Annotated in this window: 23 protein-coding genes; 11 read left to right on the forward strand and 12 right to left on the reverse strand. The window is 69.2% G+C overall.

Annotation, left to right across the window (positions count from 1 at the left end):
• Positions 1 to 49: 49 nt before the first annotated feature.
• Positions 50 to 1,024, reverse strand: coding sequence for an ABC transporter ATP-binding protein (locus VGN45_RS03355; protein WP_327459323.1), 975 nt, complete (start codon positions 1,022 to 1,024; stop codon positions 50 to 52).
• 93 nt (positions 1,025 to 1,117) lie between these two features.
• Here VGN45_RS03355 and VGN45_RS03360 point away from each other — a divergent pair, with 93 nt between their 5' ends.
• From VGN45_RS03360 to polA, 4 genes are all read left to right on the forward strand, one after another.
• Positions 1,118 to 1,381 (forward strand): zinc-finger domain-containing protein, encoded by a 264-nt coding sequence (locus VGN45_RS03360; protein WP_327459325.1) that lies wholly within the window; start codon positions 1,118 to 1,120, stop codon positions 1,379 to 1,381.
• Positions 1,382 to 1,454: 73 nt separating this feature from the next.
• Positions 1,455 to 1,895 (forward strand): lactoylglutathione lyase, encoded by a 441-nt coding sequence (locus VGN45_RS03365; RefSeq protein ID WP_327459328.1) that lies wholly within the window; start codon positions 1,455 to 1,457, stop codon positions 1,893 to 1,895.
• Complete coding sequence (locus VGN45_RS03370) at positions 1,889 to 2,500, forward strand: DUF6655 family protein (RefSeq protein ID WP_327459330.1); 612 nt, start codon at positions 1,889 to 1,891, stop codon at positions 2,498 to 2,500. Before VGN45_RS03365 ends, VGN45_RS03370 begins: the two co-directional genes overlap by 7 nt.
• 57 nt (positions 2,501 to 2,557) lie before the next feature.
• Positions 2,558 to 5,458 (forward strand): DNA polymerase I, encoded by a 2,901-nt coding sequence (gene polA / locus VGN45_RS03375; RefSeq protein WP_327459332.1) that lies wholly within the window; start codon positions 2,558 to 2,560, stop codon positions 5,456 to 5,458.
• Positions 5,459 to 5,475: 17 nt separating this feature from the next.
• On the opposite strand, the gene VGN45_RS03380 is transcribed toward polA, so the two are convergent.
• Positions 5,476 to 9,033: a hypothetical protein gene (locus VGN45_RS03380; protein WP_327459334.1), complete on the reverse strand. Its 3,558-nt coding sequence runs from the start codon at positions 9,031 to 9,033 to the stop codon at positions 5,476 to 5,478.
• Positions 9,034 to 9,167: 134 nt separating this feature from the next.
• On the opposite strand from VGN45_RS03380, the gene VGN45_RS03385 reads away from it, so the two are divergent.
• Both VGN45_RS03385 and VGN45_RS03390 read left to right on the forward strand, forming a co-directional pair.
• Positions 9,168 to 10,355 (forward strand): NAD(P)/FAD-dependent oxidoreductase, encoded by a 1,188-nt coding sequence (locus VGN45_RS03385; protein ID WP_327459336.1) that lies wholly within the window; start codon positions 9,168 to 9,170, stop codon positions 10,353 to 10,355.
• A gap of 208 nt (positions 10,356 to 10,563) precedes the next feature.
• The gene (locus tag VGN45_RS03390; RefSeq protein ID WP_327459338.1) at positions 10,564 to 10,899 is read left to right on the forward strand and encodes a zf-TFIIB domain-containing protein; all 336 of its coding nucleotides are present in this window, start codon (positions 10,564 to 10,566) and stop codon (positions 10,897 to 10,899) included.
• Positions 10,900 to 10,912: 13 nt separating this feature from the next.
• On the opposite strand, the gene VGN45_RS03395 is transcribed toward VGN45_RS03390, so the two are convergent.
• Positions 10,913 to 12,625 (reverse strand): hypothetical protein, encoded by a 1,713-nt coding sequence (locus tag VGN45_RS03395; RefSeq protein ID WP_327459340.1) that lies wholly within the window; start codon positions 12,623 to 12,625, stop codon positions 10,913 to 10,915.
• 177 nt (positions 12,626 to 12,802) lie between these two features.
• Between VGN45_RS03395 and VGN45_RS03400 the strand changes: the two genes are divergently transcribed.
• The 5 genes from VGN45_RS03400 (at position 12,803) to VGN45_RS03420 (ending at position 16,288) form a co-directional block, all read left to right on the forward strand.
• Positions 12,803 to 13,507 (forward strand): response regulator transcription factor, encoded by a 705-nt coding sequence (locus tag VGN45_RS03400; RefSeq protein ID WP_327459342.1) that lies wholly within the window; start codon positions 12,803 to 12,805, stop codon positions 13,505 to 13,507.
• Positions 13,476 to 15,092, forward strand: coding sequence for an ATP-binding protein (locus VGN45_RS03405; RefSeq protein ID WP_327459344.1), 1,617 nt, complete (start codon positions 13,476 to 13,478; stop codon positions 15,090 to 15,092). The genes VGN45_RS03400 and VGN45_RS03405 overlap by 32 nt, the downstream gene beginning before the upstream one ends.
• A complete protein-coding gene (locus VGN45_RS03410) occupies positions 15,089 to 15,517 on the forward strand; it encodes a serine kinase (protein ID WP_327459346.1) in 429 nt (142 codons plus the stop codon). The genes VGN45_RS03405 and VGN45_RS03410 overlap by 4 nt, the downstream gene beginning before the upstream one ends.
• 73 nt (positions 15,518 to 15,590) lie before the next feature.
• Positions 15,591 to 15,995: a PTS sugar transporter subunit IIA gene (locus VGN45_RS03415; protein ID WP_327459348.1), complete on the forward strand. Its 405-nt coding sequence runs from the start codon at positions 15,591 to 15,593 to the stop codon at positions 15,993 to 15,995.
• Positions 15,992 to 16,288, forward strand: a complete 297-nt coding sequence (locus tag VGN45_RS03420) for an HPr family phosphocarrier protein (protein ID WP_327459350.1) — start codon at positions 15,992 to 15,994, stop codon at positions 16,286 to 16,288. The genes VGN45_RS03415 and VGN45_RS03420 overlap by 4 nt, the downstream gene beginning before the upstream one ends.
• 29 nt (positions 16,289 to 16,317) lie before the next feature.
• Here VGN45_RS03420 and VGN45_RS03425 read toward each other — a convergent pair whose 3' ends face one another.
• The 9 genes from VGN45_RS03425 to infB form a co-directional block, all read right to left on the reverse strand.
• Complete coding sequence (locus VGN45_RS03425; protein WP_327459352.1) at positions 16,318 to 16,731, reverse strand: BLUF domain-containing protein; 414 nt, start codon at positions 16,729 to 16,731, stop codon at positions 16,318 to 16,320.
• A gap of 146 nt (positions 16,732 to 16,877) precedes the next feature.
• Positions 16,878 to 19,118 (reverse strand): polyribonucleotide nucleotidyltransferase, encoded by a 2,241-nt coding sequence (gene pnp / locus VGN45_RS03430; RefSeq protein WP_327459354.1) that lies wholly within the window; start codon positions 19,116 to 19,118, stop codon positions 16,878 to 16,880.
• A 253-nt stretch (positions 19,119 to 19,371) separates the two neighbouring features.
• Complete coding sequence (gene rpsO, locus VGN45_RS03435; RefSeq protein WP_327459356.1) at positions 19,372 to 19,641, reverse strand: 30S ribosomal protein S15; 270 nt, start codon at positions 19,639 to 19,641, stop codon at positions 19,372 to 19,374.
• A 22-nt stretch (positions 19,642 to 19,663) separates the two neighbouring features.
• Positions 19,664 to 20,629: a tRNA pseudouridine(55) synthase TruB gene (gene truB / locus VGN45_RS03440; RefSeq protein ID WP_327459358.1), complete on the reverse strand. Its 966-nt coding sequence runs from the start codon at positions 20,627 to 20,629 to the stop codon at positions 19,664 to 19,666.
• Positions 20,626 to 21,075, reverse strand: coding sequence for a 30S ribosome-binding factor RbfA (rbfA, locus tag VGN45_RS03445; RefSeq protein ID WP_327459360.1), 450 nt, complete (start codon positions 21,073 to 21,075; stop codon positions 20,626 to 20,628). The genes truB and rbfA overlap by 4 nt, the downstream gene beginning before the upstream one ends.
• 65 nt (positions 21,076 to 21,140) lie before the next feature.
• On the reverse strand, positions 21,141 to 21,815 hold the full coding sequence (locus VGN45_RS03450; RefSeq protein ID WP_327459362.1) for a DUF2459 domain-containing protein: 675 nt from the start codon (positions 21,813 to 21,815) through the stop codon (positions 21,141 to 21,143).
• Positions 21,812 to 22,372, reverse strand: a complete 561-nt coding sequence (locus VGN45_RS03455; protein WP_327459364.1) for a hypothetical protein — start codon at positions 22,370 to 22,372, stop codon at positions 21,812 to 21,814. The genes VGN45_RS03450 and VGN45_RS03455 overlap by 4 nt, the downstream gene beginning before the upstream one ends.
• A gap of 85 nt (positions 22,373 to 22,457) precedes the next feature.
• Positions 22,458 to 22,952: a hypothetical protein gene (locus VGN45_RS03460; protein ID WP_327459366.1), complete on the reverse strand. Its 495-nt coding sequence runs from the start codon at positions 22,950 to 22,952 to the stop codon at positions 22,458 to 22,460.
• A 165-nt stretch (positions 22,953 to 23,117) separates the two neighbouring features.
• On the reverse strand, positions 23,118 to 26,111 hold the full coding sequence (gene infB / locus VGN45_RS03465) for a translation initiation factor IF-2 (protein ID WP_327459368.1): 2,994 nt from the start codon (positions 26,109 to 26,111) through the stop codon (positions 23,118 to 23,120).
• Between the last annotated feature and the right edge of the window lie 9 nt (positions 26,112 to 26,120).

Below are 26,120 nucleotides of genomic sequence, written 5' to 3' on the forward strand. Positions count from 1 at the left end.
ATTCGCCTTCCCTCGATCGTGACAAGCGACACAAGCAGGACGACGCGCGTCAGTCCCGAGTCGGATCCGGCCGCGACGCGTCGCCGTAGGTCAGGGCGACGAAGACGTCTTCCAGATCGGGATCCTCGGTCGACACGTCCTGGATCGTCACCCCGGCCGCGCGCACGGCCGCCAGCACCTGTTCGACCGAGCCATGCCCCTTGCGATACGTCACCGCGAAGGCGCCGCCGGGTCGGGCGGACGCTTCGAAACCCTCCAGCTCAGGCACGGCCGCCAGCTCGCCCTCCGGCACGACCACGACGTTGCGCGTGTCCAGACGGCGCAGCAGGACCGGCGTCGGCTCGCAGGCGACGACCTCGCCCCGGTTGACGATGGCGATGGTGTCGCAGAGCTCCTGCGCCTCCTCCAGATAATGGGTGGTCAGGATGACGGTGACGCCCGCGGCGTTCAGCTCGCGCACATAGGCCCAAAGCTGGCGGCGCAGCTCGACGTCCACCCCGGCGGTGGGCTCGTCCAGGATCAGGATCGGCGGATTGTGCACCAGCGCCTTGGCCACCATCAGGCGCCGCTTCATGCCCCCAGACAGGGCGCGCACATAGGCCCCGGCCTTGTCGGCAAGACCGAGCGCGGCCAGCAGCTCGTCCGACCGCCGCCGGTTCGCCGGCACGCCGTAGAAGCCGGCCTGGACCTCCAGGGCCTCGCGAGGGGTGAAGAAGACGTCGGCCGAAATCTCCTGCGGCACGACGCCCAGCGCCGCACGCACGCCGCGTGGATCGCGGTCCAGATCGCGGCCCCACACCGAAACCTCGCCGCCCGACTTGTTCACCACGCCGGCCAGGATGTTGATCAGCGTGGACTTGCCCGCGCCGTTCGGGCCCAGCAGGCCGAACATGGAACCGCGCGGAATGGTCAGGTCGACGCCCTTCAGCGCCTCCTTCGGCGGCGCCGACTTCGACCCCGCATAGGTTTTGGTGAGGCCGCGAATGCGGACGGCGTCGGCGGGAAGCACGGAGGTGTCGGACATCATGGCCTTGGGCTGCCGCCGGGCCGTTTGACGCCGCGCGGGGTGCCGCATAGGTATGCCGCCGACCTCGTCCCGCCAAGTCGTGAGCCCCGAATGACCGCGCGCGTGCCCGCAACCGTCTCTCCCGAGGCCCTGCCCCCGCCGGAGCAGTTCGCCGTCACCGGCCACCGCGTCGCCTGCGACGGCGGCGGCGGCGCGCTGGGCCACCCCCTGGTCTGGCTGGAGCTGGGCGAAAGGCCGTTCGTCGATTGCGGCTACTGCGACCGCCGATTCGTGCGTCAGGAAGGCAAGAAGGCGCCGAAGGGCGTGAACGCCCACTACGACGATCCGTCGCCGCGTCACCTCGGCGACCACTGAGTCACATGATTTGACCGGGACCAATCCCCGGTTCGGCTACACGTCCTGCGCCCATCCCTCCCCGGAAGAGCTCATGCGCTATCTGCACACCATGGTCCGCGTGACCGACCTCGACGCCTCGCTGCGCTTCTGGTGCGATCTGCTGGGCCTCCAGGAAGTCCGACGCATGGACAACGAGGCGGGGCGCTTCACCCTGGTCTTCCTCGCGGCGCCGAAGGATCTGGATCGCTCGGCGGCCGAGCGGTCGCCGGAAGTGGAGCTGACCTGGAACTGGGATCCCGAGGTTTATACGGGCGGCCGCAACTTCGGGCATCTGGCCTATCGCGTGGACGACATCTACGCCGCCTGCGAGCGCCTGAGGGCCGGAGGCGTGACGATCAACCGTCCGCCGCGCGACGGTCACATGGCCTTCGTCCGGTCGCCGGACGGCATCTCTATCGAGCTGCTGCAGGAGGGCGAACGCCTGCCGCCGGCCGAACCCTGGGTCTCCATGCCGAACGCAGGCACGTGGTGAAGCCTGTCCTCGCCCTCGCTGTGCCGCTGCTGCTGGCCGCGTGCGCCTCGACGACGGAGACCTATCCGGGTCGGACGGCGACGGAGCAGTTGCTGGTCGCCCGAGCCGCCGACGACGCCGTGGACGGACTCACTCTGCCGGTGCCGAAGACGGCGCGCGTCTTCATCGACGACGCCTACTTCCGAGCCGAGAACGCGCCCTATGCCGTGAGCGCCATCCGCGAGTCCCTGTCCAAGGGCGGGCACGCCCTCGCCCGGACGCGCGAGGAGGCGGACGTGATCTTCGAGATCCGCGCCGGCGCCCTGGCCATGGAGCAGATGCGGCGGGTGTTCGGCGTGCCGGAGATGCGCATCCCCATCAACGACAGCTTCAACGTCGTCTCCTTGCCCGAACTGTCGGTCTACAGCCGACGCGACCGGGTCGGCGTGGCGGAGTTCTCGGGGTTTCTCTACGACGCCCGGACCGGCGCGCCCCTGGGCGTGGTCGATCCGATGACCGGCCAGTTCCGCATCCGCAGCCACAAGCTGTTCATGATCTTCGCCTGGGGCCAGCAGCGCCTGGACCCCGGCGAGCGCGATCCGGGCGACAGCTGGCGCGAGTTCTGATCGTCGACACGTCGGGAAGCGGCTGACGCGGCGACGCGGTCCGCCTATGTTCCGCGAATGACCGACGCCGCGACCGACACCGAAGACTCCCGCGCGCAGGAGGGCCCCGCGCTGCGGCTGTGGATGATCGACGCCTCGGCCTACATCTTCCGCGCCTATCACGCCCTGCCGCCCCTGACGCGCAAGTCCGACGGCCTGCCCGTCGGGGCGGTGCAGGGCTACTGCAACATGCTGTGGAAGCTGCTGCGGGACATGAAGGGGGCGGATGGGCCGACGCATCTGGTGGCGATCTTCGATCATTCGGAGAAGACGTTCCGGAACGATCTGTACGACCAGTACAAGGCCAATCGCAGCGCGCCGCCGGAGGATCTGGTGCCGCAGTTTCCGTTGGTGCGCCAGGCGACGGCGGCGTTCGGCGTGCATTGCGTCGAACTGCCCGGATATGAGGCGGACGACCTGATCGCGACCTATGCCTGCAAGGCGCGCGACGCGGGCGGCGACGCGGTGATCGTGTCGTCGGACAAGGACCTGATGCAGCTGATCGGGCCGCAGGTGGTCATGTGGGATCCGATGAAGGACCGCCGCCTGGCCGAAGACGCGGTGATGGAGAAGTTCGGCGTGACGCCGGACAAGATGATCGACCTTCAGGCCCTGATCGGCGACAGCGTCGACAACGTGCCCGGCGCCCCCGGCATCGGCCCCAAGACGGCGGCCCAGCTGCTTGACGAATACGGCGATCTGGACACGCTACTGGCGCGGGCGGGCGAGATCAAACAGCCCAAGCGGCGCGAGACGCTGATCGCCTTCCGCGACCAGATCCTGCTCAGCCGCGAGTTGGTGCGACTGACCTGCGACGCGCCGGCGCCGGAGCCGATCGAGGACTTCGCCGTGCGCGATCCGGACCCGGAGGTGCTGGGCGCCTTCCTGGACGAGATGGAGTTCCGCAGCCTGCGGGCCCGCGTCGGCGACGGCAAGGCCCCGGCGCGCGACGGCACGGCCTTCGTCGCCCGGCCCAGGCCCCTGACCGCGCCGGTCTCCACCCCCCGCTTCGCGCCCACGGAGGCCGCGCCGGTCGAGGCGCAGGGCTTCGACCACGACGCCTATCGCTGCATCCAGACGCTGGAGGAGCTCGACGCCGTCATCGCCCGCGCGCGGGAGGCGGGCGTGGTGGGCTTCGACACCGAGACCGACGCCCTGTCGGCGACGCATGCGGGGCTGTGCGGCGTGTCGCTGGCGATCGGGCCCAACGACGCCTGTTACATCCCCCTGACGCACGAGCATCCGCCGCTGGAGAGCGCGGGCGGGCTGGATTTCGGGGGGCAGGCCGACGCGCGCGAGCCGCTGACCCAGCTGGACAAGCCCACGGTGCTGGCCCGGTTGAAGCCGCTGCTGGAAGACCCCGGCGTGCTGAAGGTGGTGCAGAACGGCAAGTACGACCTGGCCGTCATGGCCCGCCGCGGCATCACCGTGGCGCCGATCGACGACACCATGCTGATCTCCTACGTGCTGGACGGCGGCCTGCATTCGCACGGCATGGACGAGCTGGCGCGGCGGCATCTGGGCCACGACCCCATCCCGTTCAAGCAGGTGGCGGGGACCGGCAAGGCGCAGAAGAGCTTCAAGCACGTCGAGCTGAAGCCCGCGACCGCCTACGCCGCCGAGGACGCCGACGTCACCCTGCGCCTGTGGCGGGTGCTCAAGCCCCGGCTGGCCGACGAGGGTCTGGTCACCGTCTATGAGACGCTGGAGCGCGGCATGCCCGCCGTGCTGGCCGACATGGAGCGGGCCGGCGTCCGCGTCGATCCCGCGCGGCTGAAGAGCCTGTCGTCCGAGTTCGGAATGAAGATGGCCGAGCTGGAGGAGAAGGCCCACGCCCTGGCCGGCCGCCCCTTCAACGTCGGCAGCCCGCGCCAGATCGGCGACATCCTGTTCGGCGAGATGAACCTGCCCGGCGGCAAGAAGACCGCGTCGGGCCAATGGGAGACCGGCGCCGCCACGCTGGAGACGCTGGCCCTGACGCACGAGCTGCCGCGCGTGCTGCTGGACTGGCGCCAGCTGTCCAAGCTGAAGGGCACCTACACAGACGCCCTGATCGAGGCGGCGGACCCCGACACCGACCGCGTGCACACCAGCTATCAGCTGGCGGCCGCCTCGACCGGGCGGCTGGCCTCCAGCGACCCCAATCTGCAGAACATCCCGATACGGACGGAAACCGGCCGCCAGATCCGCAAGGCCTTCATCGCCGCGCCCGGCCACGTGCTGATCAGCGCGGACTATTCCCAGATCGAGCTGCGCCTGCTGGCCCACATCGGCGACATTCCGGAGCTGAAGCGCGCCTTCGCCGCCGGCGCCGACATCCACACCGCCACGGCATCCGAGATGTTCGGCGTGCCGGTGGACCAGATGGACCCCGAGACGCGCCGGCGGGCCAAGGCGATCAATTTCGGCATCGTGTACGGCATCTCGGCCTTCGGCCTGGCCAATCAGCTGGGCATCGACCAGGGCGAGGCCGGGGCCTACATCAAGACCTATTTCGAGCGCTTCCCCGGCATCCGCGCCTACATGGACGCGACGAAGGCGCGGGTGCGCGAGACCGGGTGGGTCTCGACCGTCTTCGGCCGCCGCATCCACATCCCGGCCATCCAGTCGAAATCGGCCGCCGAGCGCAGCTTCGGCGAACGCGCCGCCATCAACGCCCCCATCCAGGGCGCCGCCGCCGACGTGATCCGCCGCGCCATGATCCGCATGCCCGGCGCCCTGGCCGGGGCGGGCCTGACCACGCGCATGCTGCTGCAGGTCCACGACGAACTGGTGTTCGAGGCCCCGGAGGCCGAGGCCGACCGCGCGATCAAGGTGATCAAGCGGGTGATGGAGGGCGCGGCGGAACCGGCCGTGGCGCTGTCGGTGCCGCTGGTGGTCGAGGCGCGGGCGGCGTCGAACTGGGATGATGCGCATTGATCAATGCGCGCCCACTTTCAGTCTCTAGATTGTGTCCTAAAAGGTAAAGACGACAGTTTGTTGTTGTCAATGCCACTGCGAAGCCATCTGACCATGTCCTCGTGAAATGCTTGCGATCTCGGTCCGTAAAAAGTTGCTGCCGTCAGTGGCTCCCATAAAGCCAACGTCTGCTTCAAGATTGAGCCGTCGATCTTGAGCCCTTGGCGGGAATGAATGGCGATCGCCCTTAAGCCGACCCACAGATCTAGCTGGTGCGGCCCAAGACCCTGATCGGGATCACGGTGTGGAAGACCTGTCGATACCAGCCACGACACCACCGGCGTCCCAATGCGATCCACAATGTCGAAGTTGATCGCCGACGCGATCATTGAGCACCATCCGCGCAGCCGAACCGCGTTGATCAGGGATTTGAATCGCCTCTCGCCATATACGATTTCCTCGCGGACGCGGTCGCGCAAAGCGGGCGTATCCAGTTGTCCTTGCAAGTTGTCGGGCAATCGTAGGCACGCGATTCTTAGAGCGTCGCAAAGGGCATTGGGGTCGGGAGATGCATTGGCGTAGTAACTGCTTATCCAAGGCTCGGACATTGCCGATCGGAATCTGGCCTCGGCGCCCGGAACCCCGGCGTCCAGGCCTTCAGCCGTGACCCAACACAGAAGTTTGAGGGCAGCCTGATCATGTGAACTTAGATTCGTCGGATGAGAATCCGCGATCAACGCCTGGACGAGCTGGAGTGAGCGGTCGACCAGTCCCGCAGATTTACAATGCATGGCGACCCACGCAACGCCTTCCGGCGAACTTTCCCATAGGCCTTGCCACGATGACTCAGGCAACTGTGAAAGAAGCTCGGACTTATTGTCTCCGCTAAGATTTTTGAGCAGATTCGCCAAGCCCGCATATGTAATCGGAAAGCGGGACTGCGTGAGCGCGGCGGCCCCCTTGATCGACAGAATCTTACCGACGTCCGTCAGATCAATTTTGTTCGCGCGGGCTCGATCGATCAGCCCGGCGACATCCGTAAGGGGCTCGTTCTCAAATCGACGCACGACGGCCTCTGCATCGCTCATCGCCCACACCACCACATCCCGCGCGAGCTTCGCATCTGGGGCCAGCTTTGTGAAAAGCGTGATTTGGTCCGATCTTTCCAGGGCAAGAACAGCCGGAGAGACGTCACGCGAGCCCAGAAGAAGCCGCCATAGAGCATCGGCGTCCCGCCCGTGCCGACGCGCGGCGTCGATCAGCTTCAAGCTCTTGCCGATGGGCTCACGACTGAAGCGGGACGTAAGAACATCGGACCGGCTTTCCAGGACCCTCCAGATCGCCGCAGCCGCAGGCGAGCAGCCGCGCGAAAGACTCATGCCCTGGTTACCCGACCGCAGGGAAGCGTCGGCAGTGTCCAAGAATCCGGCGAGATGGTCCAAGGGCGTGACGAGCAGCAACGCTTCGCCATCTCCAGCCCTATCGGCGACGGCGCGCCACAGGTGAGAAACGTCTCGGCGTTGCCCTTCAAACCTTTTGAGAAGCGTGCCGAGAACCGAAAGGGGCGGCTGAAAGGGCCGCCCGCCGAAGAAGCCATGCTCCGCGTTCAAGGAAGCCCAAACCCGGTCCACGAGATCTCGACGCTTCATCTCCGTGAGGCGGTTCACAAGAATGAGGATTGGGGAAGGCGCCGAGCGTCCGACGAGGTCGATGAAATCTTGATCGCCGAACAGCCGATCGATAAGAGCTGAAAGCCTATCCGCCTGCCCGCCCTGCTGCAACCGCCTCCACAACCTCAGGCTGAGGTTAAGGCTTCGGGAGGCCGAAGCGAACAGGTATTCGTCGTCCTCAGCGTCCCTATTAGAAGCCGCCAGTATCAGTTGGCCCCATCCCGGTTCCGCCAGGCGCACCCAGTTCGGGAACTCCGGTACGTCGACCACCAATCCCAGCTTCCTGACAAGGGTCGCGGTCTCCGGGAACGGCAAGACCCCCATCGGTACGCTGAGTTCCAGATCCTGAGCCGCAAACCTTGAAATGCAGACCAGGTTCTCCAGTTCGGGAGAGAGCGCATCCGACGTGCTCGTCATGTCCGCAAGCCAGTTCTCCCTGATCCAACGGTGCGCTCCGGCCATGCTCAGCGACGTGAAATTGCCCACATGGAGATCGCGCAGACTGTTTTGGATCGCCAGACTGAAGGCATGAAGCTGACCCGCGAATCGGGCGCGCCACGCTTCGCCAACCTCTGATGGAACCTCCAGTGAGACGCCGAAAGTGCGCCTGTATAGAAACTTGGCAACGGCCACGAGGTCGGACGCTTGATTCAACATCGTCACGGCATTCTCGCCAAGGCCACGCAACCTCGACGGTCGCTCGCCGTCTTCAGATCGTCGCACGGCGAGCATGATCAGTTTCGCCGTGCCTGGTTCACTCTTCCACGCGTTCCAGCAGCCGAACGCGAGCTCTTCGTCACGATGCGCATTGTCGATGATGACCAGTCCGTTCCGGCCCCGACGGTTCATGACGACGTTGATCACGTCCCGACGGGTCAGCCCATCCTCAATGGCGCCGACATCCAGGTAATGCGCCGCTCCGCCCGCTTGCCACTCCTTGGCGGCCAACCGAAAAGCCAGCGAGGACTTGCCGACGGAGGGCGCCCCATGGACGAAAACTCTCCCGCAGTCCTGCAAGCGCTGCTCAACCTCGGCATCAAATGCCAGCGACGGCACCAGCCCATCTCGATACTCCAAAAACGTCGGGAGCGGAGACATGCTCGATGGAAGGCTGAAGTCGGGGAAGTCTTCATCAACGATGATGAGTGGATGGGACGAATTAACGCCGTTCACCCTACTGATCTTTGCACTGATGCTCTCCACCACGGCCAAAGTCGTGCCGGCGGTATAGGTGAGCGAGCTCAACTCAGTTATCGCTTCTTGTTGCCGATCCCCAATTCGCTTGGACGCCTCTCGAACTTCTCCGACCACACCTTGAATATCGCTGAGCAGCCAAGTCTGTAGGTAGTTGCGGAACGGATCATTCTCTTTGATCTGACGACTAAGATGGGCGATGAAAGCGTCGAACCAGCGTTCCTTAAAGATGAATACAACCTGAGATGGTGGGTCGGCCGCCGCCTGAGACAACTCACTCCAGGCGGCCGCCTCCAGCTTCGCGCGCAAAAACGCGGCGGCATCTTGATGCGACAATGCCGAGGAAATTACATCGACGGCACTCTGGTCGTCGACGGCCAGATGAGTGTCGTCAGCCGCCCGTCCCTTCAGCCAGAGGCCAACCTTTTTGGCGTACGGGGGCAAGCTTGGAGAACTCTCGCCTCGTGCTTTCAGGGTGGCCACAAGATCCCACATGGCGCCTATGTGCGCCGTGAAGATCGCTTTCTGGACGTCATGATTCGTCGGCAAGCGCCCGCGCCGATCAGCTCGAGCGCGGCCAGCCGCGGAGATAAAGCCGCGCAATGCGTCCTTGGCTCCATCGCTGAAGAGGCCCACCAAGGCGTCCTCAGCGACCTTGCTTGCGGTTGGCGCCAGCCGCTCGGCCAATATCGCAGCCACGACTGCGCCCGCGGTGGCGGTGATCGACTCCATCTTCTTAGCCCATCAGAAGTTGCATCCGCATATAGCACGAAGGCGGTCAGCCCAAAACGAAAGTCCTTCATGGAGCGCTTGTCCAGAAAGAGCGGGCCCGCGACGAAAGTCGGGACCGGTGCTAGTCCCGCGGAATGATCGAGACACCAGACGTCCTGATCGTCGGCGCCGGCGCGGCGGGGATGATGTGCGCGGTGGAGGCCGGGCGGCGCGGGCGGTCGGTGCGCGTGGTGGATCACGCGCGGGCGCCGGGGGAGAAGATCCGCATCTCCGGCGGGGGGCGGTGCAACTTCACCAATCTGGAGGGCGACCGGGTCGAGCGGTATCTGGGCGAGAACCCGCGGTTCGCGACCTCGGCGCTGAAGCGGTTCGGGCCGCGCGACTTCATCGCCCGCGTGGACCGGGCGGGGATCGGCTGGCACGAGAAGACGCTGGGGCAGCTGTTCTGCGACGACAGCGCCAAGCAGATCGTCCGTATGCTGACGGACCAGATGGCGGAGGCGGGGGCGCGGCTGTCGACGGGGGTCTCGGTCGAGCGGCTGGAGCGGGTCGGGGAGCGGTTCGAGGTCGCGCTGTCGGACGGATCGACCGCGCGGCCGGCCTCCGTGGTGCTGGCCACGGGCGGCAAGTCGATCCCCAAGATGGGGGCCACCGGCTGGGCCTGGGACATGGCGCGGCGGTTCGGGCTGAGGGTGACGGAGACGCGGCCGGCGCTGGTGCCGCTGACCTTCGACCCGGACTGGCTGGCGCGGTGGAGCGGGCTCAGCGGGCTGTCGGTCGACGCGGTGGTCGAGGGCGGCGGGGCGCGGTTCCGGGAGGGGCTGCTGTTCACCCACCGGGGCCTGAGCGGGCCGTCGATCCTGCAGATCAGCAGCTGGTGGCGCGAGGGCGAGGCGATCACCCTGAGCCTGGCGCCGGATCGGGACGTGGGGGCCGAGATGCGGGCGGCCAAGGTCGGCAACGGCAAGCAGGCGCCGCACACGGCGCTGGGCCAGATCGTGCCGCGCCGCCTGGCCGAGGCGGTGGCCGAGCACGAGGGGCTGGGCGGCAAGCTGGCGGAGATCGGCGACAGGCGGCTGGCGGCGCTGGACGCCGCGATCAACGGCTGGCGGGTGAAGCCCACGGGATCCGAAGGATACCGGACGGCCGAGGTCTCCCTGGGCGGCGTGGCGACGGACCAGCTGGACCAGCAGACGATGGCCGCTAAGTCCGTGTCCGGACTGTTCGTGATCGGCGAGGCGGTGGACGTGACGGGGTGGCTGGGGGGATACAATTTCCAATGGGCCTGGTCGTCGGGATGGGCGGCGGGACAGGTGTGCTGATCCGCCGCTTGCTTTCCGGCGCGGCATACCCAAGTGTGAAGGCGCGGGACGGGCCCCTCTGGCGCGTCCGGGTCGGCTCTCTCCCTTCCAGCCGCCGCCCGGGCATGCGATGTCGGACCGCTTCGGGCGCCCCGGCGTTCGACCGGCCCCCTCCCGTGCGGCGCCGGGCGCCCGACCCCCATTCGGTCCTGACCCCGGCGGAGCCCCCATGCCCCTTCTGATGTGCCCCAACGACGATGCCGTGATGCAGACCGTGGAACGGTCCGGCGTGCAGTTCGACATGTGCCCGACCTGCCGCGGCGTCTGGTTGGACCGCGGCGAACTGGAGAAGCTGATGCAGGCGGCGGTGGACGACGCGCCCCGCGCGGCGCCGCCGCAGCCCACGACCGCCCCACAGCCGCCGCGCCATGCCGCGCCGCCGCCGCAACAGCAGCCCTGGGGCTACGGAGAGCGCGGCGAGTACGGCGAACGCGGCGAGTATGGAGAGCGCGGGGAGTACGGCCACCGCAAGAAGCGCGGCTCCATCTTCGACATCTTCGACTGAGGGCGAGCCGCCGTCAGGCCGCCAGACCGGCCTGACGCATCAAGCCCCTGAGCGCGCCGACCTCTTCCGGCGCGGACGACAGCGCGCCCCGGACCTCGGGCGTGCGCAGCAGCTTCATGACCTCGGCCTTGGCGCGATCGGCGCAGGGACCGGAGGGGCCGCTCTCGCCCGCCGCCAGCTTCAGCAGGACGCGCAGACGGGCCGGAACGGGCGCGGGAGAGCGGACCAGCTGGGCGACGATCCTGGCCTCGGCCTCGACCGCGCCGCCCACCGTGCCGACGGCGGCGAGAATCTGTTCCTCGTCGGATTCCGACAGGGCGCAGGCGCGCACCGAGCGTTGCAGCGCGGCCAGAGAGGCCAGGGCGTGGGAATGGCCGCCCGAGTGGCGCCGCATCTCGCTTTCGAACCTGAGGGAGCCGGCGCAGGCCAGCAGCCACCGCGCGGCGGAGCGCTTGTTGGCGACGCCGGTGACGTTCTCGCACAGCCGGGCCAGCTGTTCGGCCTCGCACAGGACGGTGTCGCAGTGCTTGACGTAGGCGGCGACGAAGTCGGCGGTGACGATGCTGCGGGAGCGCTCGGTGAAGGCGTTCTGGATCTCTTCCAGCGTCAGCAGGCGGCCCGCCGTGGCGGTCAGGGTCATGGCGAGCGCGCGCAGGATGTCGATCTCGCCCGGCGCGTCGCGGGGGCGCAATCGCCGGGGACTCATCAGCTCGCGCAGCACCATGCGCGCCAGCGATGCGCTGAGGATGGGGAACTCGCCCGTCTGCAGGCGACGGCCCAGGCGTTCCGCGGGCCCGTCGACCTTGGGGATCAGCAGCTCCAGCTTGGGGTCTTGGGCGATCAGAAGATCGATCTCGCGCGGGGCCACCATGCGGACCACCGCCGCCAGGCTGGCGCCCTGGTCCAGCGACGGACCCAGGATTTCCGCCAGGCCGATGCGCGAGGCCATGATCTCGCACAGGATCTGTTCGATCGGCACCATGACCAGGGCGCGCGGCGGCCCCTCCATGGGCGCGGCCTCGGCCAGGGTCATCAGCCGATCCAGCCGGGCCCGGGCGCCCTTGATCCCCTTGAGCGCGCCCGCGACGACGCCGCCCATGACGAAGCCGCGATCCGGCGTTCCCGCGAGCCGATGGGCGACGTCGGCGAGGCTGCGGTCGTCCAGGTTGGGAAAGAGGTTGCGTCGGCCCGCCGACACCAGCCGCTCGATCGTCTGGTCGGCCAGCTTCTGGTAGTGGCGCATCAGGTCGTGGACGGGCTGGCCCACGGCCTGGCTTTCCGGCACGGCGACCTTCTGCACGGCGTGCTGCAGCTCGACCCCGGCGGCCTCCAGCCGCTCGGCCAGGTCGGGGCGGTGGAGCAGTTCGAAGGCGGTGACGCCCTGGCGCTGCAGCCAGTCCTCAAGCACCTGGGAGACCGTCTCGCGGGCCTGAGGGGCATAGAGATCCTGCGGCGCGGCGCAGCGCGGGCCCGCCTCGGCCTCCGGCACCACCCGCTTCCGCTGAACCTCCGGCGCGCCCTTGGTGAGCAGGGTCAGGCTGGAGAACTCCAGCGTCTCCGGATCCAGCGTCTCCTTGGTCACCCGGACGGCGGCGGCGCGGTCGTCGCGCAAGGTGTCCTCCGCCGTTTCGACGGCGATCTTGCGATCCTCCGTCGCCATCAGCAGGGTCCACGGCGCGGGCGCCGTCTTGCGGATGAAGACCTCGTAGTGGACGGCCCCGGACATGCACGGCTTCTTTCGTGGAGGGCCATTGTGCCCCGCACGGCTTAAGGCGGGGTTTCGATAGGGCGCAGGGAAGTCTAGGTTCCGCCTTGCTCTCGCCGCGTCGCGTCAGAACGGTTACGCTTCCCGTGCGTTGACGATGCCGGAGACGGCACGGGCACGGCCCACAAGGAGACGGATTTGGCCAACATCACCCTGGTGGACGACGACGAGAACATCGTGGCGTCGGTGTCTCTGGCGCTGGAAAGCCACGGGCACAAGGTGACCGCGCACCACGACGGCGCGACGGGCCTGGAGGCGCTGGAGACCAGCCCGCCGGACCTGGCGATTCTGGACGTGAAGATGCCGCGCATGGACGGCATGGAGGTGCTGCGTCGCCTGCGCCAGACCTCCAGCCTGCCGGTCATCATCCTGACGTCCAAGGACGAGGAGATCGACGAGATCCTGGGCTTCAACCTTGGGGCCGACGACTACATCCACAAACCGTTCAGCCAGCGACTGCTGATCGAACGGGTGAAGGCCCTGCTGCGCCGCACGGGCGCGGACGGCGCGGAGCCCGAGACCGCGGGCGATTCCGCGTCGCGCGCCATCAAGCGCGGCAAGCTGACCATGGACCCCGCCCGGCACGAGAGCACGTGGGAGGGCAAGCCGGTGAAGCTGACGGTGACGGAGTTCCTGCTGCTTCAGGCGCTGGCCCAGCGTCCAGGGTTCGTGAAGAGCCGCGACAACCTGATGGACGCGGCCTACGACGATCAGGTCTACGTCGACGACCGGACCATCGACAGCCACGTCAAGCGCATGCGCAAGAAATTCCGGATGGTCGACCCCGAGTTCGACGCCATCGAGACCCTGTATGGCGTCGGCTATCGATACCGCGAGAGCTGAGGCCGGCGCTCCGGCGACCGAGGAACGTCCCCGTCCCCGTTTGCGGCTGGTCGGATCGCGCCTCGGCGCGCTGATCCTGATCCTGAACCTGCTCAGCCTGCTGATCCTGTTCGGCGGGGCCTTGGCGCTGAACGAATGGCGGCGCGGTCTGGTCGAGGCGCGCCAGGAATCGCTGCTGTCGCAGGCCGAACTCCTGGCCAACGTTCTGGGCGAACTGGAGATCACGCAAGGCGAACCGCGCCCGATCCTCGACGAGCTGGAGGTGCCGAAGTGGCTGCGCGACACCTTCATCCCCACCGGGCAGCGGGCCAGCGTCCACAACGCCGACGGCCTGTTCGTGGCCGACAGCTATCAGGTGTCGGATCAGATCCCCGGGCGGCCTCTGCCGCCCGTCGGATCGCCCGAGATGGACCGGCTGGGCGAGGCGGATCCCGCGACCGATCCGGACGTCGAACGCGCCCGCGCCGAGCTGGCGCGCGAGGTCGAGGCCGCGCTGGGCGGCGAGCCCCAGGTGAACCTGCGCCGGTCCGAAACCGGCGAACGGCTGGTGTCCGTGTCGGTGCCGATCCGACACGTGCGGCAGGTGCTGGGGGTTCTGACGCTGGAGGCGGCCGACGTGGACGCCATCCTGGCGGCGCAGCGGGCGGCGCTGGTGCCCTTCGCCCTGGTGGCGCTGGCGGTGTCGCTGCTGTCGTCGCTGATGCTGCACCTGTTCGTGGCGCGGCCGGTGATGCGGCTGTCGGCGGCGGCGGATCAGGTGCGGATGCAGCGGGCGCGCGCCATCTCCTTCCCAGACCTGGAGGGCCGGAGGGACGAGATCGGCGACTTGGCCCGATCGCTGGAGACCATGACCACGACCCTGTCGGAGCGGATGGACGCCATCGAACGCTTCGCCGCCGACGTGAGCCACGAGATCAAGAATCCGCTGACCTCGATCCGCTCGGCTCTGGAGACGCTGGACCTGGTCAAGACCCCGGAACAGCGGGACCGTCTGACCGCCCTGTTGCAGCAGGACGTGCGCCGCCTGGACCGGCTGATCACCGACATCTCCAACGCCTCGCGGCTGGACGCCGAACTGGCGCGCGACCGGCTGCGGCCGCTGGACCTGAACCAGCTGCTCAGCGAGGTGGTCGGCGTCTATCGCGACGCGCCGCGGCCCGACGCCGTGCCGGTCGTGTTCGCGCCGGGGGGGCCGTCGCCGGCGCGGATGGCCGGGCGGGACGGCCCACTGGGCCAGGTGTTCCGCAACCTGATCGACAACGCCCTGTCCTTCAGCCCCGCCGACGGGTCGGTGCGCGTGGCGCTGGCGCGCGACGAGGACGGCGAGGGCTGGCGCGTGGTCGTGGAAGACGACGGCCCCGGCATCCCGGCCGACAATCTGGAGACGGTGTTCGAGCGGTTCTACACCTCGCGGCCCAAGGGCACGGCCTTCGGCGGCAACTCCGGCCTGGGCCTGTCGATCGTCCGCCAGATCGTGGAGGCGCACGGAGGCCGGGTCTGGGCCGAGAACCGGGCGGAGGTCGACGACCGCATCGCCGGCGCGCGCTTCACCGTGGTGCTGCCGGTCGTCGGAACCCGGGCATGACCCTGAAGCAGCCCGTGCATGGAACCGGCGTGGCCCTGTTCGGACCGTCGGGCTGGTCCGGCGTGCTGCTGCTGGGCTCGCCGGGCGTGGGAAAGAGCGATCTGGCGCTGCGTCTTCTGGCCGAGGGGGCACGCCTGGTCGCCGACGACGCCACCCTGGTCTGGGCCAAGGACGGCGCCCTGCGCCTGGCGTGCCCGGAGACGATCGCGGGGCGGATCGAGGTGCGGGGTCTGGGCATCGTCGGCGCCCCCACGCGCCCGATCGCGACCCTTCGCCTCGTGGTCCAGTGCCTTGACGAAGCGCCCGAGCGTCTGCCCGAAAGGGAGACTTGGCGGCACGCCGGACTTGATGTTCCGCAGGTGCGGCTGAACGCCCGCGCGCCGTCGGCGACGGCGGTCGTGCGCGAAGCGCTCGCATGGCTTTAATCCTCCGCCGCTTTGGCCTATCAAGCGCCGCTTGCGGGCCAGGTCGGGCCCGGCTGCGGGGATCGCTCCCTTCATGATCGGTCTGGTGATCATCACCCATGGCGGGCTCGCGTCCGAGTTCCTGGCCGCCATGGAACATGTGGTGGGTCCGCAGCGCGGCGTGGCGGCCATCTGCATCGGTCCGGAAGACGACATGGAGCGTCGGCGCCGCGACATCGTCGACGCGGCGCGCGCCGTGGACGACGGGCACGGCGTCATCCTGCTGACCGACATGTTCGGCGGCACGCCGTCGAACCTCGCCATCTCGGTGATGGAGCAGACGGGCGCCGAGGTGATCGCCGGCCTGAACCTGCCGATGCTGATCAAGCTGGCGGGGGTGCGCGGGCGCGAGTCGATCGAAGCCTGCGTGGCCCACGCCCAGGACGCGGGGCGTAAGTACATCTCGGTCGCCTCCTGGGTTCTGGCGGGCGAAAAATGAGCGCTGCGGCCATGGACGAAACCTGGGTGCGGCGCACCGTGGACATCTGCAACCAGCGCGGCCTGCACGCCCGCGCCAGCGCCAAGTTCGTGAAGCTGGCCTCGGCCTATGAGAGCGAGATCCGCGTCACGCGCGACGGGGCGACGGTGAACGCCCTTTCGATCATGGGGCTGCTCATGCTGGGCGCCGGCAACGGCTGCGGGGTCGAGATCGCCGCCCAGGGCCCCGATGCGGCGGACGCGGTGGAGGCGCTGGCCGACTTGGTCCAGCGCCGCTTCGACGAGGGCGAGTGACGCCCACGCCAGCAGCGTGAATCAGGCTCTCAGGCGTGCAGGGCGTCGATCTCGGTCAGGCGACGCAGGTCGGCGACGGCCTTGCCGGGGTCAGAGCGCGCGACCTGGACCGCCGCCCGCATCAGCGGCTCGGAGTCCGGGCTGAGGCGCGGCATCGCCATGGACCAGTCCGGAAACTGGCGCTGGGCCGCGATCTCGCGCGACACCACCTTCAGATCCTCATGCCGGGCGTCGGCGCTGACGCGGGCCAGGAGCCGGTTCACGGCCTCCTGCGGACCTTCCACCACCTGCAGGAACTCGCCGTCGGCATAGGCCAGCGCCCCGGTGATGCCGTCGCGCCAGTTGTTCCGCTGCGACGCGGCCAGGATCTCGGCGATGTTCAGCAGGGCGTCCATCGGCACGGTCGCCCGGCTGACGTAGGCCAGTCGCTCCAGCTGCGACATGAGACGACCCCTCCGAGGCGACGACGTCAGGCGGGACAGGTGAATCCGTGAAAGTCGGATTTTTTCACAAGCCGGGGCGGCGCGCGACCAAAAAGAAACCCCGCCGGAGCGATCCGGCGGGGTTTCCAGCGTCAGTGCTCGAAGGATCAGTCCCGACGACGACGGCCGCGGTCGCCGCCGCCCCGTCCACCTTCGCCGTCGCGCTTGGGACGGCCGCCCGTGTCTTCCGACATCGGGGGCTCGCCGCGTTCGGCGCGCTCGGCGTTGATCTTGTCCGTCAGATCTTCGCCCGTGGCCTGATCGACGACCTTCATCGACAGCTTGGTCTTGCCGCGGTCGTCCATGCCCAGGAACTTGACCTTGACCTCCTGGCCTTCCGAGACGACGTCGGCCGGGTTGGCGACGCGCTCCAGAGCCATCTGCGACACGTGAACCAGACCGTCCTTGGCGCCGAAGAAGTTCACGAAGGCGCCGAAGTCGACGACCTTCACCACCTTGCCGGTGTAGATGGTCCCGACCTCGGGCTCGGAGGTGATCGACTGGATCCAGTTGCGGGCGGCGTCGATCTTCTCCTGGTCGGAGGCGGCGATCTTGATGGTGCCGTCGTCCTCGACGTTCACCTTGGCGCCGGTCTTCTCGACGATCTCGCGGATCACCTTGCCGCCGGTGCCGATGACGTCGCGGATCTTGTCGACCGGGATCTTGATCGACTCGATCTTGGGCGCGAACTCGCCCAGCTCGGTGCGGGCGCCGTCGATGGCCTTGTCCATCTCGTCCAGGATGTGAAGACGGCCGGCCGAAGCCTGGGCGATCGCCTTCTTCATGATCTCCTCGGTGATGCCGGCGACCTTGATGTCCATCTGCAGCGAGGTGATGCCGTCACGGGTGCCGGCGACCTTGAAGTCCATGTCGCCGAGGTGATCCTCGTCGCCCAGGATGTCCGACAGGATGGCGAACTCGCCCGACGGCTCCAGGATCAGGCCCATGGCGATGCCCGAGACCGGCTTCTTCAGCGGCACGCCCGCATCCATCAGGGCCAGCGACGAACCGCAGACCGTGGCCATGGAGGACGAGCCGTTGGACTCGGTGATCTCGGACACCAGGCGGATGGTGTAGGGGAACTCCTCCGACGACGGCAGCATCGGACGGATCGCCCGCCAGGCCAGCTTGCCGTGACCGATCTCGCGACGGCCCGCCCCGCCCATCCGCCCGGTCTCGCCGACCGAATAGGGAGGGAAGTTGTAGTGGAGCAGGAACTTCTCTTTGTAGGTCCCCGTCAGGGCGTCGATGTACTGCTCGTCCTCGCCGGTGCCGAGGGTGGCGACGACGATGGCCTGGGTCTCGCCGCGGGTGAACAGGGCCGAGCCGTGGGTGCGCGGGAAGACGCCGACTTCCGAGACGATCGGGCGGACCTTGTCGAGGGCGCGGCCGTCGACGCGGTGGCCGTTCTCGATGATGTCGCGACGCAGGACCTCGGCCTCGCACTCCTTGAAGGCCGTGGCGAACTTCGCGGCCTCGACGCCGTCCGGGTTCTCATCGGTCTTCACCAGCCGGGCGGCGGCGGTCTTCTTGGCGGCGTCGACGCCCGAGCGGCGGTCGTACTTGCCGGCGTGGGTGTAGGCCGTCTTGATGTCCTCGCCGACCAGCTTCTTGATCGAGGCGACGACGTCCGAGTGATCCTCGGCCTGGAAGTCGAACGGCTCCTTGGCGGCGTGCTCGGCCAGCTCGATGATGGCCTCGATCACCGGCTGCATGCCGCGGTGGGCGAACATCAGGGCGTCCAGGAAGGTCTCTTCCGACAGTTCCTTCGCCTCGGATTCCACCATCATCAGGGCGTCGGACGTGCCGGCGACGACGAGGTCCAGATCCGAGTCCGGCATCTGGTCCAGCGTCGGGTTCAGCACCAGCTCGCCGTCGATGTAGCCCACGCGCGCGCCGCCGATCGGACCCATGAAGGGCACGCCCGAGATGGTCAGGGCGGCCGAGGTGGCGACCATGGCGACCACGTCGGGATCGTTCTCCATGTCGTGCTGCAGCACGGTGACGACCACCTGGGTCTCGTTCTTGAAGCCCTTGACGAACAGCGGGCGGATCGGACGGTCGATCAGGCGGCTGACCAGCGTCTCCTTCTCGGTCGGACGGCCTTCACGCTTGAAATAGCCGCCGGGGATGCGGCCCGCGGCGAAGGTCTTTTCCTGGTAGTTGACGGTCAGGGGGAAGAAATCCAGCCCCGGCTTGGGCGCGCGGCCGTAGACGACGGTGGCCAGCACCACGGTCTCGCCATAGGTGGCCAGAACGGCGCCGTCGGCCTGGCGGGCGATGCGGCCCGTTTCCAGGGTCAGCGGGCGGCCGGCCCAGTCGATCGTCTTGCGTTTGATGTCGAACATTTTTCTTTTCTCTCGTCCCGCGGCCGTATTGCCGTCGGGGGCGGGCGGTCAGGGGTTCAGTCCGTCGGTCCCAGTGGACCCGGGCTCCGAATGAGGCCGGGCGGGTGAGCGAGGACCGTCAGGCCCTCCGTCTTGGTCGAACCCGGTCGGGTTCCTGCGCCGTACGTCCGGCGGCGCGCCGGTCCTTGAATGCGGAACGAGGCGCGGACGTGACCGTCGCGCGCCTCGAAAACTCTTTCCGCGATCCTGCGCCTCAGCGACGCAGGTTCAGCTTGCCGATCAGCGCCGTGTAGCGCTCGCGGTCGACCTTGCTGAGGTGGTCCAGAAGGCGACGACGCTGCGAGACCATCTTGAGCAGGCCGCGACGCGAGTGGTTGTCCTTCTTGTGGGTCTTGAAGTGCTCGGTCAGGTTGGCGATGCGTTCCGAAAGGATCGCGACCTGGACCTCGGCCGAGCCGGTGTCGCCCGCGCCGCGGGCGTTGTCGTTGATGACTTCCTGCTTGCGTTGAGCAGTGATCGACATCGGGAGTCTCCTTTTTTGCGGGCTATCGCTCGGGACGCGGTCCCTCGCTGCTTGAGCCCTGGAGGTTGAACACGCGGTCGGGTTCAAACCGACCGGCCCGCAACTGACCGAGCGCGACCAGCGTCTGATCCTGAAAGGCGGAAACGGTTCGCGACCCCTCCCGAAGGCGGGTCAGAAGCGTTTCGACCTGACGGGGGAGCAGAACGATCGGCCGTCCCTGCCGAAGCGAGAAGGCGTCTTGGTCCGTCACGGCCAGTCCCGGGATGTCGTCCAGGGCGGTCGCGACGGGAAGCAAACCTTCCGAGGCGGCGCCCCTATGCACCATTTGCTCCAGAGAATCCAGCGTCACCGCGTTTTCGAGGCCGAACGGCCCCACTCGCTCGCGCCGAAGCAGCGAGACGTGCCCCTCGGCGCCGAGCGCCGCGGCCAGGTCGCGAGCCAGGGAACGCACGTAGACGCCCTTGCCGGTCTCGATGCGGATCTCGACGTGGTCGGCGTCGGGCGCGGCGACGACCTCGGCGGAGTGGACGACGACGGGGCGGGATTTCAGCTCCAGCTCGACGCCCTCGCGCGCCAGGTCATAGGCGCGCCGGCCGTCCACCTTGATGGCCGAGAAGGCCGGGGGCGTCTGCTCGATCTCGCCGACGAAGGCCGGCAGCGCGGCCTTCACCTGGTCCACGGTCGGGCGCACGTCCGAGCGCGCGGTCACGGCGCCCTCGCGGTCCACGCTGTCGGTCGAGACGCCCCATTCGACGGCGAAGCGATAGACCTTCCGCGCCTCCATCATGAAGGGCACGGTCTTGGTCGCCTCTCCGAGCGCGATGGGCAGTATGCCGCTGGCCAGCGGGTCCAGCGTGCCGGCGTGGCCCGCCTTGTTGGCGTCGAACAGACGGCGGACGGCGGACACGGCCTGGGTCGACCCCATGCCCAGCGGCTTGTCCAGACAGACCCAGCCGTGGATGGGCAGGCCGCGCTTGCGGCGGCTCACGCCTCCTGATCCCCGTCCCGCTCCAGATCGGCGCGGACGCGGGGGTCGTCGAACAGCCGGTCGATGCGGCCGGCGGCGTCGAAGCTTTCGTCGTGGCGGAAGCGGAGGTCGGGGGTGAACTTCATGTCGATGTGCTTGCCCAGCACGCCGCGCAGGAATTTCGCATGGGTGTTCAGCGCCTTGACGATCTCGTCCACGTGGCCGGCCGTCGGCGCGGCCTCGACGCCGGCGCCGAGGGGTTCGACGAAGCAGGTGGCGTGCTTCAGGTCGGGGCTGAGGCGCACCTCGGTGACCGTGACCGACACCCCTTGCAGCGCCTCGTCGTGGATCTCCTCCTCGCGCAGGACCTCGACCAGGGCATGGCGGATCAGCTCGCCGGCGCGCAGCTGGCGCTGGCTGGGGCCCTGGGGGCCGGAGGCGTTGCGGGTGTGTTGCTTGCGGCCCATGGGGCGTCCCTCGTCATGTCGCCCGCCGGGGCTCGGACCCGGCTCGAAAAGCGAAGGGGCGCGGTCTAGTCCTCAGGCGTGCGGGTGTCCAGTTTCGCCCGGTCGATCGCGGCCAGCACCTCCGGCGAGACCACGGACCGCAGCGGCCGGACCGGCAGGCCCGCCGCGTTCAGCGTGCGCGCCGACCAGCTGTTGCACAGGTTCAGGATCCAGAAGTGACCGCGCGCGACATGGAAGCGGGCGTCGTCGCCCGGGCGCGCGGCGGCCAGGCGGGCCCGGCCGTCCTCCAGCGCCAGCGTGCCCTCGATGCGGGTCGCCAGCCGCTCGAATGAACCGGGAGGGAGACGCAGGGTGCGACGGCGCGCGGCGGGCAGTCTGGCGGCCGGGTCGCCGGCGTGCGGGTCCAGCATCAGGACGGAGGCGTTGCCCGGCCGGAAGAAGGCGCGGGCGCCGTCCAGCAGGCGGCCCTCGATCGGGCTCTGATCGACGTAGAAGACGGCGTCGCCCCAGCCGATCAGGATCCAGTCGCCCGGCCCCAGGGCGCGCACCGCCTCGGCCAGCGGCCCGGGCCGCGCCTCCAGCGCCGCGCGCGGCACGGCCAGATCGATGTGGAAGCCGTTGTCCAGCACCCGCACCGGCACGCCGTAGGGATCGTCCGTCAGCGCGGGATCGCCGGGCAGGGTCCAGGTCCAAAGGGCCGCGACCAAGCCGAGCAGGCCGGCGGCCAGGATCGCCCTCACCTGTCGGGACCCTCATAGGCGACGCGGCCGCAGACGACGGCGCCCGGCTGATCCGGCGCCACTCCGGCGGGCCAGACCTGGAGGAGCAACGACCGCCCCTCGCGCACGACCGCCAGCCAGCCCGGGATCTTGCCCCCGCACAGCGGCGAGGGGGCCGGGGGCGTGCGGGCGTCCAGCGGCACGACCTCGCGCAGCTCGACCTGGCGCTCCGGCGGCAGGTTCAGATCGCGCACGACGCTCTCCCGGCCCAGGGCGATGCGGTGCGGGCGGGTGCGCAGCGCCGGGGCGTCGTCGAACACCAGCACGGCGCCCTCGAACGTCAGCTCTCCGCCCGCAGCCTCGGCGTCAACGGGGCGGAAGGCCCCGAAGACGGCATGACCGCGCGCCTCGGGGGCCGGCGGGCGCACCACCGGGGCACGGCCACGCCAGCGCTGGACGGCGGGTTCGATGCGGGCGCGCACGACGTCCACGCCGCGCTCCACCTGACCCTCGTCGAAGGCCAGCAGCAGCAGGACGAGGCAGAGGAAGCCCAGAAAGGCCGCCAGTCGCTTCAGCATGTCGGCGGCCCCATCCTCCCCATCCGCGAAATCTAGTCGCGCAGGGCGAACGACGATAGGGCCGTCGCGTTCCGGGCGAGCGGGGTCAGTCGATCGCGGGGGAGCGGCCGTCCGGCGCGGTCCAGTCGCCGCGGAAGGCGTATTTCAGCTCCACGCAGTGACGATAGCGGCCGTCGGCCCAGCGCCCGACCGCGTGGATGGTCAGCGGCCGGCCGGCGCGCACGCGGCCCATCACCAGCCAGGCGGCGTCGGCCGAGGGGCACAGGGCGCGGACCAGACCGCGGCCCTCGCCCTCGTTCACCACTTCATAGACGTCGCGTTCACGGGAGCCGGCGGGAAGGACGTCGATGGCCTCATAGGGCCCGCCCCAGCGCACCTCGGCCGAGCCGCGGCTGGTGGTGGCGTACAGCTTCTCGACCGAGACGGCGCCGAAGAGGCCGCGCCGGACCTGCAAGGTGATCCCCTGCGTCAGGGCGCGGGTCACGCGGTCGGCGGCGTCGTAGGACCACAGCCGCACGTCGGCCAAGGCCGGACCGGCGGCCAGCACGACGGCCAGAAACGCGATGATCGCCTTCTTCATGCGGCCTTCCTCCGAAACGACTGCGGCGGAACCGGGGCTTCTCCCTCCCCGAATGGGGAGGGCGGTCGTCGCGTCAGCGGCGACGGGGTGGGGCGAATTCTAACGCACCCCACCCTGATCGCTTCGCGATCGTCCCTCCCCATGAAGGGGAGGGAGACCCTCAAATCAAAGGCTCCGCTTGATCTCTTCGACCGTGAAGCACTCGATGTAGTCGCCTTCCTTGATGTCGGTGAAGCCCTGGAAGTGCATGCCGCACTCCTGGCCCGACGGCACCTCGTTGACCTCGTCCTTGAAGCGCTTGAGCGTCTGCAGCGTGCCCAGCTCCAGCACCACGACGTCGTCGCGGATGATGCGGACCTTGGCGCCCTTGCGGACTACGCCTTCCGACACCCGGCAGCCGGCGATCTTGCCGACCTTGGAGATGTCGAAGACCTGCAGCACCTGGGCGTTGCCCAGGAAGGTCTCGCGCTGGATCGGAGCCAGCATGCCCGACAGCACGCCCTTCATGTCGTCCAGCAGGTCGTAGATGATCGCGTAGTAGCGGATCTCGACTCCTTCGCGCTCGGCCAGGTCGCGCGCCTGTTTCGAGGCGCGGACGTTGAAGCCCAGGATCGGCGCCCCGGCCGACTTGGCCAGGTTGACGTCGCTTTCGGTGATGCCGCCGGCGCCCTGCATGACGATGCGGGCGCGCACCTCGTCGTTGCCCATCTTCTCCAGCGAGGCCGCAATGGCCTCGCCCGAGCCCTGGACGTCGGACTTGACGACCACCGGCAGCTCCGAGATCTTCTTGGACCCCAGCTTGGCCATCATGTCGGCCAGAGAGGCGCCCGAGACGCCGGTTCCGGCCGCCTTCTCGCGCTTCTGACGGGCGCGGAACTCGGTCAGTTCGCGGGCGCGGGCCTCGTTCTCGACGGTGGCGAAGACGTCGCCCGGAGACGGCGCCTCGTCCAGACCCAGGATTTCGACCGGGACGGCCGGGCCGGCGCTGGCCAGCTGGGAGTTGCGTTCGTCCAGCAGGGCGCGGACCTTGCCCCAGGCGGAGCCGGCCACGACGATGTCGCCGCGCTTCAGCGTGCCGCGCTTGACCAGAACCGTCGCGACGGGGCCGCGGCCCTTGTCCAGCTTGGCCTCGATGACCACGCCCTCGGCCGAGCGGTCGGGGTTGGCGCGCAGATCCATGACCTCGGCCTGCAGCAGAATGGCGTCGGTCAGACCGTTGAGGTTGGTCTTCTCCTTGGCGGAGACCTCGATGATCTGCGTCTCGCCGCCCAGCGATTCCGCGATGACCTCGTGCTGCAGCAGCTCGTTGACGACCCTGGTCGAGTCGGCGCCCGGCTTGTCGATCTTGTTGACCGCCACGATCAGGGGCGCATTGGCCGCCTTGGCGTGCTGGATGGCCTCGATCGTCTGGGGCATGACGCCGTCGTCGGCGGCCACGACCAGCACGACGATGTCGGTCACGTTGGCGCCGCGCGCGCGCATGGCGCTGAAGGCCGCGTGGCCGGGCGTGTCCAGGAAGGTGATCCGCTGGCCGTCGCCCAGCCGCACCTGATAGGCGCCGATGTGCTGGGTGATGCCGCCGGCCTCGCCGCCCGCCACGTCGGTGGTGCGCAGCGCGTCCAGCAGCGAGGTCTTGCCGTGATCGACGTGGCCCATGATGGCCACGACCGGGGCGCGGGTCTCGGCGGCGCCCTCGTCGTCCGCCTCGGACAGGAAGCCCGTCTCGACGTCCGATTCCGACACGCGCTTGACCGCCATGCCGTATTCCTCGGCCACCAGCTCGGCGGTGTCGGAATCGATGACGTCGTTGATCTTCATCATCAGGCCCTGACGCATCAGGAACTTGACGACGTCGGCGCCGCGGATGGCCATGCGGTTGGCCAGCTCGCCGACCGTGATGGTGTCCGGGATGACCACTTCGCGCGGACGGTTCGGCGCGTCGGTGGAGCCGCCCTTGCGCTTTTCCTTTTCGCGTTCGCGGGCGCGGCGGACCGAAGCCAGCGAGCGCATGCGCTCGGCGGCGTCCTCGTCTCCTCCGGCCACGGCCTGGATGGTCAGGCGGCCTTCGCGGCGCTTGGGCTCGCCGCGCGTGCGCGACACGGCCTTGCCCGGACCGGCTTCCGAGAAGCGGCGATCGCGGTCGTCGTCGCGGCCGCCGGCGGCGGGACGCGGGGCGCCGAAGCCGGCGCGGACGGGACGGGCGACCTCGGGCTGGGCCGGGGGCGCGGAGGCGCCGCGCGGGCCTCCGGGTCCGGTGCGGGGCCCGCCGGGGCCGCGCGCGGCGCCCGGAGCGGGCTTGGGCGCGACGGCCGAATAGCGGACGGGCTCGCCCGGCGTGCGGGCGCGGGCCGTGGGGCCGGCGCCGGTCGAACCGCCGGGGCGCGGGGAATAGCTGCGCTCGCCGCCGCCCATGGCCTGCTCGCGGGCCGAGCGGCCGCCGAAGGCCGGGGGCTGGACCGGGGCGCGGCCGGGATTTCCGGGCTTGGGCACACGTTGGCCGAAGTTGACGGTCGGCCGGGCGGGCGCGGCCGGACGCGGCGGGGCGGCCGGCGCGGGGGCGGGGGCCTCGACCGGCGCGGCGGCGACGGGGGCCGGCGCGGGCTTGGCCTTGGGCGTTTCCGGCGCGGGGACGGCGGCGCCCAGCTTGGCGGCTTCCTGACGCGCGGCCTCGGCGGCGGCCTTGGCGGCGGCGGCTTCGGCCTGGGCGGCCTGGGCGGCCTCGGCGGCGCGGGCGGCCTGCTCCCGCTGAGCGGCGTCGCGACGGGCGCGCTCCTCGGCGGCCTGACGCTCGCGCTCGGCCTGCTGGCGGGTGGCCAGTTCGATGGCGCGACGGCGCGCCTCCTGCTCGGACTGCGACAGAGCGCCGGCGTCGGCCGAAGCGGACGGGCGCGGCGCCTGCGGGGCCGGGGCTTCGGTTCGCGGACGGGCGACGTCGAAGCCCTGCGGGCGCTGGTGACCGCCGCCCGGAGGAGCCCCCACGCGCCGCTTGGTCTCGACCACCACGGTCTTGGAGCGGCCGTGGCTGAAGCTCTGCTTCACCGTGCCGGCCGCCACCGCGCCGGCCTGGCGCGGCTTCAGGCTCAGCGGCGCGCGCGGACCCGTGGCCGAGGGCGTCGGGGTCGTCTTGCCGTCGTTGGTCTTGTCGTTCTCGTCAGTCATCCGGTCGCT

This window comes from Brevundimonas sp., from assembly GCF_035999125.1.
Lineage (GTDB): Bacteria > Pseudomonadota > Alphaproteobacteria > Caulobacterales > Caulobacteraceae > Brevundimonas.